Below are 15,163 nucleotides of genomic sequence, written 5' to 3'. Positions count from 1 at the left end.
TAGGGCAAAATTGGTAATGGTATCATTGGAGCATTCATGCGACAAAAAAACCGCGCTACAAAGCAATTAGAAAATCAGCTCCAACGACGCATTAAGGGGCATAAGACGCTTGAGTACTCGCTATCGCTTCCCTATCAGGTAGCCATGAAATTTTCGTTTTGGCGTTTTTCCCACACTGTGCTGACAACATTTTGTCTATTGGGACTGACTGCTGCATCAGGCCCTGAGAGCAACATCCAGGATATAGAACTGAAAATTGGGATTGTGCAGCGATTTGGCGCCGAAGCCACAGCCAAGCTGCAACTGGAACCTATAAAAGGCGATCGCTTAAGGTTAAAATTTCAAGTGGGCAATAAGCAGCAAATCCTGTTTACTAAGAATCCTGTAAAGCTAGAAACAGTCATGCAAGCTTTACCCCAGCCAGCAGTCGAAGAAGTAGTAGTTTTGGGCACATACCGCACTTTTGAAACTGCGGAAGATAGTGCTAATAAATGGCGTTCTCAGGGAATGGAAGTGGAAATAGCCCAGCCAGAACGCTGGCAGGTTTGGGCTAAACGAGATGTTTACAGCACTCCTTTACTGCGACGCTTGTTATTACAAAACATCCAAGCTTCTACCCAAGAAAAAGTATATCTTGATACTAAGGTTTTGAAGCAAGTGCCGCGAGTGAGTTGGGTGGTGGATGGTAATCGCTATAGCCCGAATGATTTAGAAATTAGCACTGATAAAAACTTGATTCGGGTAAATAAAAGCGAAAAACCCGAGAATGCTCGTCTTTATGCCGGCCAACTGAATTTGCAGCCAAATGCTTATGGCACATACACTCTAGTTAACCAAGTACCTTTAGAAACTTATTTGCGTGGGGTTGTGCCTTACGAAATCGGCACAGATGCACCAAAAGCGGCGCTAGAAGCTCAGGCAATTCTCGCTCGGACTTATGCCTTGAGAAATTTACGTAGGTTTGCCGCAGATAACTATCAGTTGTGTGCTGATACTCATTGCCAAGTTTATTATGGGCTGAAGGGAGCAGCTGCCAAAACAGACCAAGCGATCGCCTCAACTAGGGGTAAAGTACTAACTTATAAAAATGAACTCGTAGACGCCCTGTATTCTTCTACCACTGGTGGCGTCACTGCTTCCTTTAGCGATGTCTGGAATGGCGACGATCGCCCCTACCTGCGCCCTGTACTGGATGCTCCGACTAATTTTTGGGACTTGTCTAAGCAGAGTTTAGCAGATGAAAAGAATTTCCAGAAATTTATTAATACGCAACAAGGATTTAATGAAAGCAAGTGGGATATGTTTCGTTGGCATAAGGAAACCCCTTTAAAAGATATTATCAAGGACTTGCAAAAATTTTTACAGGTGAAAAATAGTCCCCATGCCAAATTTAAGACAATTCAAGCTATGGCAGTAGTAGAGCGAAGCCAGAGTGGACGTATCCTTGAACTTGCAGTTAAAACCGATCGCAGCACCTTTATTTTGCACAAAGACGAAGTTCGCAGTGCTTTTGCAGCCCCTACAAGTACGCTTTTTTACATCGAACCCCTGAACAAAGGCAAATCGGAACTCTGGGGATACGCTTTTATTGGTGGTGGATTAGGACATGGAGTCGGCTTGAGTCAAACTGGCGCTCAAAATTTAGCAAAACTAGGTTGGTCAAGTCCAAAAATTCTCCAGTTTTACTATCCTGGTACTCAGATTCAAATTCTCAACAAAGAGATTAAGCTTTGAGCTATTGGCATTCAAGTTGTATCTGTGAGCTAGGAGTCGAGAGTTAAGAAAAGGGCAAAATCATAGATAGGAAACTCCATACTTAAAAAATTAAGCAGGAACACAAGATTTACTGTGTTCCTGCTCAACATAAAATTAGACTTTTTGTCAAAGTCGCTTTCAGAGGTAGACACGGAATTGCATTGCAAGGGTGTTAACTCTAGATATTTTGCTTCTATTTTGTCGACATTAGTAACTCTTGCAAGAGGTTCAAGTTTGAGTCGCTTAACTCTTAGTAAAGGTCTTCTTCTTTGTGAGTTTCGATTGTTACGTCAGAGGTTGGGTAAGCAACACAAGTCAGTACATATCCCTTTTCTATTTGTTCATCATCTAAGAATGACTGATCGCCCTGATCGACAGTACCCTTGGTGATTTTACCTGCACAGGTCGAGCAAGCACCAGCGCGGCAAGAGTAGGGCAAGTCAAGACCAGCTTCTTCGGCAGCATCTAGAATATAGACATCATCATCAACGTCAAGTGTTTGGTTCAGACCTTCGGCTTCGTTGAGTAGTGTCACTTTATAAGTTGGCATTGAGTAATCCTCTCTTTTGTAAACGGCAGTATAAGTTATCTTAAGGCAAAGATCGCGGCTGTTCTGTGGAATTAGCCGCTGGTTTAAATTTGCTTCATTTCTGATACTACGAGAAAAATTAAACGATGTAACTGGAAATTGAACCCGATTAGTAATGAAATTTAGTTACTTAATCCCGATAAGTTTTCTTTATATTATTTTCTACCCTACTCAGGTTGTGATTAGAAAAAATTATATGACCAAAAAATAAACATGAGTAAGGTTAATGTTACCGATATTTTGTAGGACTTACGTAGAAGAGATTCCCCAACTGCTTTAAAAAATAGGGCTGTTTCATTTTCTAATCTGATTTAAATGCGCCCGTTATAAATGAAATAAACATAACAGCACAGTAGAGATGTAATTTTTATTTTGCCATTTTTTTAGTTTATTGTATTGACAAAATTCTAACATTATGGGTAAAAAAGGGTCTTTTCTTTTGAAGTCTTCTTTTTTGAAGTCTTCTTTTTTGAGTACACGTAATTCTATTTAGCTGCAAATAAAGTCTTATTTGCCCTTGAGGGGGTAGGACGAATGTTGTAGAGTCTAGACTGGTGAACCCCATGAAGAGAGAATCTCACCACTAGAAGCGTGGGAAGAGCGAGAACAGAACTAATGAGGATCATGTATAATTTAGAAGCAGCTTCGGAAAAAGCAAAAGTGCGTGTAGGTTTGGTAGGTACTGGGTATGCGGCAAAGTTTCGGGCTGAGGCATTGCTCCATGATGAGCGATCGCACATAGTCGCAGTTGTTGGTCATACAAGAGAAAAAACCGAAACCTTTGCTAGAGAGTACCAAATTGAAGTCTTGAATACTTGGCAAGAGCTAGTAGAGCGTGAAGATATAGACCTAGTAGCGATCTCAACTATTAATCGAGATCATGGTGCGATCGCTCATGCAGCACTTACCAACGGCAAAAATGTGATTGTAGAGTATCCTCTTTCGTTGGATGTATTTGAAGCTGAGGAACTGATTGCCTTAGCCAAAGCACAACAAAAACTCCTACACGTCGAACATCTGGAACTTTTGGGTGGTTTGCATCAAGCTTTGAAGCAAAACTTAGACAAAGTTGGTGAAGTGTTTTATGTTCGCTACAACACCATCAATCCCCAGAATCCTGCACCCCGCAAATGGACTTATAACCACGAGTTTTTTGGCTTTCCCTTAATTGGTGCCCTGTCTCGCCTACATCGCCTCATCGATTTATTTGGTACAGTATTTACTGTTAACTGTCACCAGCGATATTGGGAAATAGAACCGGAATACTACCAAACTTGTTTCTGCACTAGTGAACTGTGCTTTAACAGTGGACTTTTAGCCCAAGTAGTCTATGGCAAAGGCGAAAGTATTTGGCAATCAGAACGCAAGTTTGAAGTTCACGGTGAAAAAGGTGGTTTAATTTTTGATGGCGACACCGGAATATTCGTCCAGCCAGGGGAAACAACACCTATAGAGGTTGGGCCTCGCCGGGGTTTGTTCGCCAAAGATACGAGTATGGTGTTAGACCATCTTTTTGACGGGACTCCTTTGTACGTTACCCCAGAGGAGAGCTTGTATACCCTCAAGGTTGCTGATACTGCACAAAGAGCTGCACAGACAGGGTTAACTATGTTTATGAAAGATACTTTAGATAAAAGTTAATGAAAACTGACCTAATTGTTATTTTATCCCAACGAGAAATAGAGAAAATGCGTCAAGCTGGGCGTTTAGCAGCTAAACTCCTTCGGCATCTAGAACCATTTGTGAAACCAGGGGTTAGCACTCTCGAACTAAATGATGAAGCCGAAAGTTGGACGCAAGCGCATGGGGCAAAAAGCGCACCCCTTGGCTATAAAGGTTATCCCAAATCGATTTGCACTAGTGTAAATGAGGTAATTTGTCACGGCATTCCCAATGCCAAACAAATCCTTAAGGAAGGTGACATCATTAATATTGATGTAACGCCGATTGTTGAGGGTTATCACGGCGATACATCCAAGACATTTTTTGTTGGTACACCTTCCCCAAAAACAAGGAAGTTGGTAGAGGTGACAGAAGAGTGTCTCCGTCTGGGTATTGCTGAAGTTAAAGCTGGGGCACGCATTGGCGATATTGGTGCAGCCATTCAAGAGTATGCTGAAGGACAAGGCTTTTCTGTAGTACGAGATTTTGTTGGCCACGGCATCAGTAATATTTTCCATACTGCGCCAGATGTTCCCCACTATGGCACACGCGGCAAGGGCAAGCGCCTCAGATCGGGGATGGTTTTTACTATTGAGCCAATGATTAACGAAGGTACTTACGAAGTCGAAGTTCTCAGCGATAAATGGACTGCGGTAACGCGCGATCGCAAACTATCCGCTCAATGTGAGCATACCTTAGCTGTAACTGAAGACGGCGTTGAAATTCTTACTCTACCTGAAGGTGTGAATTACTGGAACCTAGATAAAACAGCTAGTTAGAATAATTAAGAGCAGCAATACCTGCTCTAGTTCTGAACCTGGAAGGACAAATCTTGATGGTTTCAGCCACTATTAATATAAGCAATCTTAGCTCTGAGGCATTCATTGCTGGCTATCTGGATGATGTACGCTACGAGTTAACCGACGGAGAACTAATCGACTTGGAACCCACTGGACTTCATGAACAGGTAGCTGGGTTAATTAATCGTAAGCTCAACGTTGCAATTGATCTGCTCAACTTGCCTTGGTTTATTCCCATGAAATGTCTGATTAAACCATTAGGTCAAAATTCGGCTTTTAGACCCGATGTTGTGATTCTCGATCGGACGGCTTTGGCGAATGAGCCATTATGGAAAACTGAGCCAGTGATTACACTAGGCAAATCTGTAAAATTGGTCGTGGAGGTTGTTAGTACCAATTGGCAGAATGACTATGCCCGGAAAGTGGAAGACTACGAAGCTTTAGGGATTGGGGAGTATTGGATTGCGGATTATCTAGGGTTAGGAGGAAAACGCTACATTGGCTTATCTAAACAACCTGTAATCACGATTTATCAGTTAGTCGATGGAATTTATCAAGGACAACAATTTAGGGGAACAGAACGCCTCATCTCCCAAACATTTCCAGACCTGAATTTGACCGCAGAAGAGATATTTATTGCAGGTCGCTAGAGTTAGAGATTGGGGAACAGGTGGCGCTCTCTGGGGAGAAGTATTTAAATTGCTTAATAATTATTTAATGGCAGGGTGGTTTCATACGAAAAAAGAAAAATACATAAGTTTTGATTTCTCATTTTGTAGCATGCTTTTTTACCCCTCTCCAAACCTCTCACCCACGGGGGGAGGGCTTTGAAACTTTTTATCTGGTTGTATGAAAACACCCTGCTTAATAATTATTTAATGGGGGTTATGTTAGAAAAGTGCAAAAACGATATTAACATGACCTTGGCACTGTTTTGATGTCAACAATTATCCATATAGCGCTTCTCACTTAAGTGCAATACAGACCTAACCCCAACCCCTTCCCTATGAGCGAAGAGGAGTACACATTCAAAGCCTCTCTCCTAAAAGGAGAGAGGCTTTGAATGTGTTGCATCCAAGTAAGAACCGCTGTAAATCCAGTGCTTGTTAAATCTTCAGAGTTAATAGCAAAGACCTGCTCCAATGGGGTGTGGTTGTGTTATCTCTTGCCACTCGTTATTTTTCCATCTTATTTTCTCGGCGTTGCTGAATGAAAGTGTGAAACTCCATGTTTAAAACTGTTTTCTTTGCGCCTTTGGAGGAAACCAAATTCATACGTTTAATTAGCAACGTCGTTTTCTGATGGGCAAGTGATGAGGTAATTTTTTACCCTCTAAGTTAAGGAGAAACTTATCAATGGCATCTTATACTATTAACGGTACGAATGGCCCTGACAGTTTGACTGACTACAATCACTATTCTGGCTATGGTTACTTTAGTCTAGTTACCATCAACGGATTTGGCGGTGACGACATTATCACTGGGCAAGATATTTTTACTTCCTATATTATCTATGGGGGTGCTGGCAACGATGTCATCTTTGGCGGTGCTTACGAAGATATCCTCGTAGGCGATGATTTCTCTGGCGGCGTTGGTGGTAACGATTACCTCGCTGGGTTTTATGGCAACGATGCTCTTTTTGGACTTGGTGGCAACGATACTCTCGATGGAGGTGCTGGCCTTGATAAACTCGTTGGGGATGTTGGCACTGATAGCCTCATTGGGGGTGCTGGCAACGATGTTTTCCTGTTTTTTTCAGTTTCAGATAGTCAACCTGGTTTGTCACGAGATATTATCAAAGACTTTGTTGGAAACGGTAACTTACCCGGTGACATAATCGATATATCTAACATAGATGCTAACTCCACCATAAAAGGCGACCAAGCTTTCACTTACATAGGAAGTCGCGCATTCACCGCACCCGGTCAGATCCGTTATTCTGGAGGTATTCTCCAAGGTAATACTGATACTAATCTAGCGGCTAATTTCGAGATTAAGCTTGAAGGATCACCACTATTAGTGGCAAGCGATATTATCGTTTAATAGACTTCTTCCAAAAGTCTTTAATACCCCACCCCCAACCCCTCCCCTTAGCAAGGGGAGGGGAGACAAAGCCTAGCTTTGGCGGGGTGGGGTTTTATTTTTGATTTATGCAAGAGGTCTATTGAATTCGGAGAGTCGTTTATTGAATTCGGGCAACCCCCATGAATTTACATAAAGCCATTTAATATATTTGTAATCCTAATCAACATTTATTGCATGATAAAGTAAAACATATATGGAGGTAAGATTATGACCCAAGCGTTGCCAAAATTACTAACCTTTAATGAATTTATCGAATGGTATCCCAACGATGAAAAACGCTATGAGTTGCACAAAGGAGTAATTATTGAAATGCCGCCCCCAACTGGTTCGCATGAAAAAGTTATTGCATTTTTGTCGCGGAAATTAACTGTGGAGTTCGATCGTCTCAATTTACCCTACGGAATTCCCAAAACCGCATTGATCCAAACTCCTTCTGCTGAATCCGCTTATTCGCCTGATGTGTTGCTGCTAAATCTTGATAATCTCGACAATGAACCGCTTTTTCAAAAACAGTCAACAGTAAGCCAAGCAGCATCGGTTCCAATAGTTATTGAAGTTGTTTCAACCAACTGGCGAGATGATTACTACAATAAGCTTAGGGATTATGAAGAGATGGGCATTCCCGAATATTGGATTGCTGATTATGCTGCATTGGGTGCAAGAAAGTTCATCGGCAATCCCAAACAACCCACTATTTTTGTATGCGAATTAGTTGATGGTGAATATCAAATGACAGTGTTTCAAGGTAACACCACGATTTCATCACCTACCTTTCCTCAATTAAATTTAACTGCACAACAGATTTTTAATGCGGCTAACTAATTTTTTATCTAGTCTTTAGGACTTACGCAAGAACTCTCTGAAACCCTCTTTTCTTTGCGTTCTTCTCTAACGAGACGCTGCGCGAATGCGGTTCGTTTTTTCATAATTTTGCGTAAGTCCTGGTCTTATAACTATCTTCCCAACTTATTAGGAATACCTTCACAACCACCAGGGATAGTAGCTCTAGTTTTTTCACCACCCCAAGTGCAACAGTAGCAACGCGCAGACTCAGACATCCGTTGTACATTCGTAAAATCGGCATTTTCCACTACAGCGCCAGTGTGTTCGCCGGTTTCATAATCTGGTCGTTCAGTGCGACTGCGGGGTGATGCTTTTTCCAGTACACCGTAGAATAGGCGAATCCCGTTCAGGTCAGCACTACTGAGATTAGCATTATATAAAATTGTGCGCGAGAGATTGGCTTTTACTAAGTCACAACCGACCAGATTAGCGCGGACAAGATTAGCTTCGCTCAAATCAGTCCAACGCAAATCAGTGCCAGAAAGGTCTGCGGCGGCTAGCATTACGCCTAAATCGATGACGCGTACACCTTCAAGGCGGTCTTCTGCATATCCGCCACTCCCGTCAAGAATGGCTCGACCTAAGCGGCCATCGCGTTGTAGAGGTGAGAGCAACTTGGAACGTGACAAAAAACGGAGAATTTTCGCTTTCCCACTACCATCGACACTACTTAAAATTGCCGCAGTGCGTCCTTCCGCGATCGCTCTTTCTTGGGGCCAATCTTCTAATAATCCTTCTTCATCTAATACTAAGTCGGAAACGCCTTGGAAATAGGAATCAATGGTCTGTTGCTGGGTGATAATATTTTGCTGAACTGTTAGCAGGTTTTGCTGAATTGTCAAGTCTTTAGAAATGACATATTGTCGCCACGCTACGTAAACAGCGATGATGGCGATGAGAATTTGCCCCAAAGCGCCAAACCAATCTGCTAGGGTTCCAGCAATGTCCCAGTTAATTTTGCGTCCCAAAACAAGCAAGCGATCGCCTACACCTGTGAATCTGATCGTGCCGATAATAGCTACTAATAATCCCAAAAAGGCCACAAATAGCGTGCGTTCTTGGGGTGAAAACCACTCGTCTAAAACTTCTTGTAACCAAGGCAATAATATCGCTAGGGATAATAGCAAGGTTATCAGTGTTCCGATAATACCAACGATCCAGTTATTGAGGATAATTCCAATAAAGGTGATGGCGATCGCGATTAGAGTAATCAGCAATGCCCTCGGCTTAACGGTGAATTGGTTGGTAATAGGTTGCTTGACTTCAGAACGAGCTTGTTGTAGGGCATTTGTATATTGGGGAGATTTTAAAGACGCGATCGCTGCTAGTGCTTGTTGTGTCGCTAGTACTCCTGAATTCAGGTTCTTCTCAGTTGCACTACCGTCAAAGTCATTTGGTTGCGAATCGTTTTCGGGGCCTGGTTCTGGGGTTGGTAGATTAGAGGAATTGGATTCAATCGTCATGTTTTCTATTTTGCCCCAGCAGATTCAGTTCAACATCTGTTTTATCAGAAATTGCACTAAACCAAAAACCTATATTCCATAAGACTGAGAACGCAAAGCTTTACTAAGTTAAGAATATAGCTCTTGCCCTAACTGGTTTCCAAAAGGCTGCCGTCTCCACTCAGTTTCAGTCGGGGTTTAAATCCCCTTATGTAATGTCTTCAATGCAAGAATTTTGTTAGCGCAACGCTAGCGAGTCCGCGTAATACTAGGGAGAAGCAAGCTACGCACAGCGTCTCGTACAGAGTGTCATTTTGAATTTTGAATTGTTAAGTTTAGTCTAAAGTTTGAATTGTCAGCATTTGCGGCGGCGTAGCATCAGGCGGGTAGAGAAAATCCACTTCTATCAGTCGGCGCTGTCCAGGAGATATTTTTAATTGAGCAAGCGGTTCTCCCATCTGTCCCCGTTGTTGAACTAAATGCCAATATTGGGTTCTGGGTAAGCCATTATCGTCATTGTAGCGAATACGAACTGTGCCTCGGAAAAAGACAGATGGTGCGGGTGGTGAAAAAAAGCGCAGCCCTGGTTTACTTAACTCATCTTCTTTGATAGGCGTTTGAAAAAGTACATTTATAGTTTGCAGCTTATCCGTATTATTGAATAATGGTAGAGAGATATTGTATTCAATGCCGTAGTTGCCATGAGCTTCGTAAGCAGTACCAGGATAACGCGCTACAAGTTTAGCAGTTTGGTTTTGTCCAGTACCCATTTTGCCTGCTAAAAGCGTACTTAAACCGTAGGAAAAAGCCTGTCCTGATTTGGGAATTGTCAGGTATGAACTATTAGAATCGGTAACTTGTGCTTGCCAACGAGAGCCAACAGCTACCCCCGCTACCCGTCCGTAAATTTCTGTTGCCCCTGCAAGTTTATCTGGAGGACTGGGTGCAGGTTCACGGGGCCCTGCAAAATCACCATTTTCTAACAAATTCTCCCATTCCTCTAAAGTTGGCGCTCGTTCACTACCATCGGGATTGGGTTTGGCAAACATGGCCAGGTTGGCCATATAAACTGGACGATCGCTATACAAACGTAATAAAGTAGAACGTCCATTCAATGGCGGCGTTAAAGTCCGCACTGGAATGGGATGATTCATTAACATCCGGCTTTGTTTTGGTGGAATTACCAACTGGGCTGGCCATCCTTGTCGTCTGACTCGTAGCACATCATTCATCACGCGATCGCCAGGCCCAGCATAAATATTTCCCGAATTATTTTCCAGCATAGGAGGAAGCTTGACAAAAGGTGCATCAGGTTGACTCACATAACTAGCTGCTTGCAATATATTGACAGTTGCAGGGCGATCGCTAGGATTGTAAACAATTACCCCCAAGTAAAGAGTCCGCAAATCATTTGGAATCTCAATCGCTCTAGCAATATGGTGAGAAAATAAATCAAACCTTCCCTGAAATGGAAAGTTCAGATGTGCGCTGGGCACTCTTTTGCCTTGAGGAGGAAATGTAGACAGCAGAATTCCTTCACTCTTAATTACTTCTGGGTTATTACTGTTAAATACCGGTACTTCGTCAAGATGTCCTGTTAAAGGTCTTGTCTGTTGGGGAACGAAGATTTCTTCCGGTGCAGGAGAAGGTGATGCTTGAGCCAAAAACAAATAGGAAATAAAATTAAGCATTTATTCAAAAAGCAATTTATCGCTGAAGTTTAGAATACAGCATACCTAACCTCTACCCAAGGGTGAAAAGTTAGAGGAGGTTTGCCAAAACTCCGACTAAAGAGATTCTTGAGCAAGGGTATTTATGCAGCGTTCCTACCGTAGTAAATTCTTAAAAAACAGGCTAAAGATTATTTTGCTTGTGCTTGTGGCAACAACCACAATTGCTCTGACAGCGATTGCCAGACCTGTTGCTCACCTGACTTTAACAGCCTGGAGCGATCGCGATGACCGTCAACCTCTGCCTCCCGGCACAGTTGATGATGCCAGTCACCTGAATCAGACACAGGTGACAATTAAGCAGGTTAATAGTCAGCCTGGAGTTACTGAGATGATACTACAGTCTGTACTTAGAGATGCCTTACGTCAAGGTAAGAAGGTAGCGATCGCAGGTTCACGCCATACTATGGGTGGTCACACGCTGTATGCTAAAGGCATCTCGCTGGGGATGCTTAACTTCAACCGGATGCAATTCAATCCGGCAACTAAAATTCTCACGGTGCAATCAGGGGCTAAATGGTCTGATGTTATTCCCTACCTAAACGAACGTGGCTATTCTGTTGCCGTCATGCAGTCCAATAACGATTTTTCTGTCGGCGGTACGATGAGTGCCAATGCTCATGGTTGGCAACATAATAGTCCCCCTTTTGCTAGCACGGTTGAAGGTTTTCGGTTAATGCTGGCAAGTGGCAAGATTGTACAGTGTTCTAGACAGGAAAACCAAGAGTTATTTTCTCTCGTTTTAGGCGGTTACGGACTATTCGGAATCATTCTTGACGTGGACTTGAGAGTAGTACCCAATGAGACATATACAGCTGAACGGTTCGTAATTAAGAGCGAAAAGTATATTGATACCTATCGGCAACGGGTAGATGGTGCAGCCAATATTGGTATGGCATACGGTAGACTTTCTGTTGCACCAGAAAGCTTTTTACAAGAAGCTATTCTCACCACCTACCGCCAAATTCCTCAAGGAACTCAGGCTATTGTCTCTTTAGAAAAACAGCCAGATTCTGGATTAACTCGGACGGTTTTTCGTGGCAGCATCGGCAGTAATTATGGCAAAAGCTTGCGCTGGCAATTAGAAAAAATCGTTGGGGGAGAAGCCGGAAACCGAGTTTTGAGAAACCAGATTCTCAACCGTCCCTCCACCTTATTTGAAAATCGTCATCAGGCAGAGACTGACATCCTGCACGAGTACTTTATTCCCCCTAAATCTCTGGAAGCCTTTTTAGAGAAGTGTCGCGTCATTATTCCCCAGTCCGAAGGGGATTTGCTCAATGTCACAGTGCGAAATGTTCGCCAAGATAACGACAGTTTTCTCAGATATGCCGATGAGGAAGTTTTTGGATTAGTGATGCTGTTTCATCAGCAACGCACTCAAGAAGGGGAGGCAAAGATGCAAGCAATGACTCAGAAACTGATTGAGGCAGCCCTAGCAGTGGGTGGTAGGTACTATCTACCCTATCGTCTTCATGCCACACCTGAACAATTTCGTCGAGCTTATCCACAAGCTGCTAAATTTTTCGCTCTCAAACGCAAGTATGACCCGGATGGGGTTTTTCAGAATTATTTTTACCAAAAATACAGCAGATAAATTTAGGGTTAGGGTGGGGAGCCAGTGCGCCCCTGCGGTTTCCCTACTTCCATCGCGCAGCGTGTCCCCTTCTCACAAAGTGAGAGGCTAGTGCCAAGGGAGAAGCAAGTGGCGTTTGAGGAACGAAACCCAACACCAAGAATCCTTGATTTTTATTGGGTTTCATTACAATCCTAACGGTGCAATAGAAAGTAATTTAATTGGAGCGATCGCTTTATTATGCTTACTCCTTCGTCGAGGTAAATGAATATTCGTTTTAGGGGCAATACCCCAATAAATACGGTTTAGTTAAGGATAATTGTAGGTCATTTAAACAGCAATTAGTTTCTCTCGATTAAGGCTTTGGAGAATACCAATCTGACCAATACGCTGAAATTCTTTACTACTTTTATCTGCCAAATGCAGAACCCAAGGCAACCTGGAAGAACTAAAGGCACTAGCAGGATGTAATTGAGTTAAATGATATGTCTGCAAGGCTAATAACTCCAGAGTGGTATCACCATACTCATGAACAACCCGTATAGGTCTGGCACTGCCAATAATTTGTTTTGTCTTTGTCTGGATTGGTTTGCTTGTTACTAAAATAAAAGAACGCTCTTGAGGCGTAAACACAACACTACCAATTTGAGCATCACGATATACTTTTTCTGACACATGAGAAACTTCACACCCCATTCTTCCTGCACCACTCTTGCGAACACCAACAAGGTCAACAGCAATACCTTTCTGCTGTAGTGCTTTTATGGATTGTTGAAATTCTCCTTCTTGAACTAATCCATCTCTCATCAACAGCACCCGTTTAGGATAGCGATTGTATATCCTATGAAACTTGAGAATGAGCTTAGAGACTGTTTGCCAAACTGCTTGTCCTGAAAAACGCTCTCCTCTCTGCACATCAGGTAGTTCCCATCCTAAGCTTTGCCCATCAGCCAGTACCGCGAAAGCTGATGTGCCATAATAAAGCTCACGGTTCGTTCCCGTATCAAAACCAATAATCAAGTCTGCGGCTTGAGGATGCTCCAGTGGCTCTAAGCGTACAGTTTGCCATCCTGCTTTGCATAGCAATCCCAAAACTACATTTATAGCCTTATATGCATTAGCCTTCGGCAAAGGCAACATGAATTGGGTAGCAATGCCATGTTGTAATGCCTCAATTCTTATTTGCTTCTTACGAGCATTAGGCAACCAAGGAGCAACAACCAAAATTGTTTGTATACCAGTTTGTGCCCATTCTTGCCAAAACATTTGTCGATCTAGATCGTCTTGCGGCAGTTGTTCTAATGTTTTATAAGATTCATATTCAATTGCGGCACCACTATTTTTAGCTACTTCTTTTAGACACTTTTCAACCTCGTCGGGATATTTTGGCCGATCATTATAGAGATTAAGACAGCCAAACTTACTTTCTCCAACTTTTACACAACCTTTATAGCGAACCTGACCAGCTTTATCCACTTCTCCATTTTTACCAAAGAGTTTTCCTTGAGGTAGGATGTATCCAGTTACAACTGACGCTTGAGAAATTGTAGAAATTTGATAAACTTGATTAATAATTCGGTTTGCGGTTTTCTCTGATTCTTTCAGGCGAACATCTAAAGACTTTCTAATATAATCAAATACTCCTTGTACATTTTGCTTCTCTTCAAGGTCAGATATTTCCGCAACTCTAGCTAACATCTCCATCGTCAAACAAGGCGAAAGCCGACGAGATAAGTGAGCAGTTAATTGTGTCTTCCAATCATTAGCTCGTTTTACATAGACAACGCGAGAGTTTTGAGTTTCTTCTTCAGTAGCTCCTATTTGCCGATGATAATCCGCAAGCGTTATTCCTAAACCTTCTAGAATAAATTTATCTGGTTGTTGGTCGGAAACATCTTCATATTGCCAATTGATGTATTGTTGATTTTTGTCCTTGTAGGTGTTGCGTACATAATTAATCGGTGCGTCAGGGTATTCATCTTGCCATTTATGGAGTGTCCAAGGAGTATAAAAGTGATGATGTATGTCTACTTCTAAGTAAAGTGTAGAATCTATGCCAATACTGACATCTATTCTTCTTCCCTTGTGTATTTCCCAGCCTTGACCACATTTTTCTGTTCCTGCTTCTCCCGTAACCCACCAAATTAATCCACCTTCAGGAGCCTTTTCAATTGAAGTTTTGTTCCATTTTTTTAGTCCATTCTCTAGTATTTTTCTTTCTAACTGCTCAATTCCCTTCCGTTCAGCAGGATTGGTACAATCCAAAATTCTTTCGGCAATTAACTCTACTTTCCAACCATCTCCCTGCAAGTAATCTGAATGGATGGGGGTTTTGGTAATAATTTTATTACCTAATCGAATCGCAGGAGTCCCAAGTCTGTAGCAAATTCTAGCAATCGCTTTCTGTTCTTCTCCATGTTCGGGGTTTTGATTGAAGCTGCAATTATATTCATGAACTGTAAGATCGGACTTGGTAAGTTGCTTAACGAAAAAACGATTCAATACGATAGAAACTTCTTTAAAATTAAGTGGAATTATCATAAGGAGATTGAGGAGGTAAATGAACAATCGTACAGATAGTTAGGCTAAGGCTGTAACCGTCACTGGATAGGTATTCTGTATAAAATACTGTTATTGAAAGTAACAAGATATATCAAAAAGCTTATCAAATGATAAAAATAT

General features: G+C 42.2%; 12 protein-coding genes. 8 read left to right on the top strand and 4 right to left on the bottom strand.

The window, feature by feature from the left end; translation table 11 throughout:
* The first annotated feature begins 36 nt into the window (after positions 1–36).
* Positions 37–1,734, top strand: a complete 1,698-nt coding sequence (locus V7K44_RS08335; RefSeq protein ID WP_334930428.1) for a SpoIID/LytB domain-containing protein — start codon at positions 37–39, stop codon at positions 1,732–1,734.
* A gap of 271 nt (positions 1,735–2,005) precedes the next feature.
* Here V7K44_RS08335 and V7K44_RS08330 read toward each other — a convergent pair whose 3' ends face one another.
* Complete coding sequence (locus V7K44_RS08330) at positions 2,006–2,305, bottom strand: ferredoxin (protein ID WP_094352333.1); 300 nt, start codon at positions 2,303–2,305, stop codon at positions 2,006–2,008.
* Between the two features lie 663 nt (positions 2,306–2,968).
* Between V7K44_RS08330 and V7K44_RS08325 the strand changes: the two genes are divergently transcribed.
* From V7K44_RS08325 to V7K44_RS08305, 5 genes are all read left to right on the top strand, one after another.
* Positions 2,969–3,985, top strand: coding sequence for a Gfo/Idh/MocA family protein (locus V7K44_RS08325; RefSeq protein ID WP_334930476.1), 1,017 nt, complete (start codon positions 2,969–2,971; stop codon positions 3,983–3,985).
* On the top strand, positions 3,985–4,785 hold the full coding sequence (map, locus tag V7K44_RS08320; protein ID WP_334930426.1) for a type I methionyl aminopeptidase: 801 nt from the start codon (positions 3,985–3,987) through the stop codon (positions 4,783–4,785). Before V7K44_RS08325 ends, map begins: the two co-directional genes overlap by 1 nt.
* A 56-nt stretch (positions 4,786–4,841) precedes the next feature.
* A complete protein-coding gene (locus V7K44_RS08315) occupies positions 4,842–5,456 on the top strand; it encodes a Uma2 family endonuclease (RefSeq protein ID WP_334930424.1) in 615 nt (204 codons plus the stop codon).
* Between the two features lie 705 nt (positions 5,457–6,161).
* Positions 6,162–6,848 carry a calcium-binding protein gene (locus V7K44_RS08310; protein ID WP_334930422.1) on the top strand — a complete coding sequence of 229 codons (687 nt, stop codon included), beginning with the start codon at positions 6,162–6,164 and terminating at the stop codon, positions 6,846–6,848.
* Positions 6,849–7,097: 249 nt separating this feature from the next.
* On the top strand, positions 7,098–7,712 hold the full coding sequence (locus V7K44_RS08305; RefSeq protein ID WP_334930420.1) for a Uma2 family endonuclease: 615 nt from the start codon (positions 7,098–7,100) through the stop codon (positions 7,710–7,712).
* A 131-nt stretch (positions 7,713–7,843) separates the two neighbouring features.
* On the opposite strand, the gene V7K44_RS08300 is transcribed toward V7K44_RS08305, so the two are convergent.
* Positions 7,844–9,196 carry a pentapeptide repeat-containing protein gene (locus V7K44_RS08300; protein WP_334930418.1) on the bottom strand — a complete coding sequence of 451 codons (1,353 nt, stop codon included), beginning with the start codon at positions 9,194–9,196 and terminating at the stop codon, positions 7,844–7,846.
* Positions 9,197–9,510: 314 nt separating this feature from the next.
* Positions 9,511–10,866: a DUF3370 domain-containing protein gene (locus V7K44_RS08295; protein WP_334930416.1), complete on the bottom strand. Its 1,356-nt coding sequence runs from the start codon at positions 10,864–10,866 to the stop codon at positions 9,511–9,513.
* 124 nt (positions 10,867–10,990) lie between these two features.
* Here V7K44_RS08295 and V7K44_RS08290 point away from each other — a divergent pair, with 124 nt between their 5' ends.
* Together V7K44_RS08290 and V7K44_RS08285 are read left to right on the top strand one after the other, a co-directional pair.
* The gene (locus V7K44_RS08290; RefSeq protein WP_334930414.1) at positions 10,991–12,502 is read left to right on the top strand and encodes an FAD-binding oxidoreductase; all 1,512 of its coding nucleotides are present in this window, start codon (positions 10,991–10,993) and stop codon (positions 12,500–12,502) included.
* 115 nt (positions 12,503–12,617) lie between these two features.
* Positions 12,618–12,749: a hypothetical protein gene (locus V7K44_RS08285; protein WP_334930412.1), complete on the top strand. Its 132-nt coding sequence runs from the start codon at positions 12,618–12,620 to the stop codon at positions 12,747–12,749.
* 62 nt (positions 12,750–12,811) lie between these two features.
* On the opposite strand, the gene V7K44_RS08280 is transcribed toward V7K44_RS08285, so the two are convergent.
* On the bottom strand, positions 12,812–15,022 hold the full coding sequence (locus V7K44_RS08280) for an argonaute PAZ domain-containing protein (protein WP_334930409.1): 2,211 nt from the start codon (positions 15,020–15,022) through the stop codon (positions 12,812–12,814).
* Positions 15,023–15,163 lie beyond the last annotated feature (141 nt).

This window comes from Nostoc sp. (genome assembly GCF_036917235.1).
In the GTDB taxonomy this organism is placed as follows: Bacteria; Cyanobacteriota; Cyanobacteriia; order Cyanobacteriales; family Nostocaceae; genus Nostoc.
This window is presented reverse-complemented; position numbering and strand designations above follow the sequence as displayed.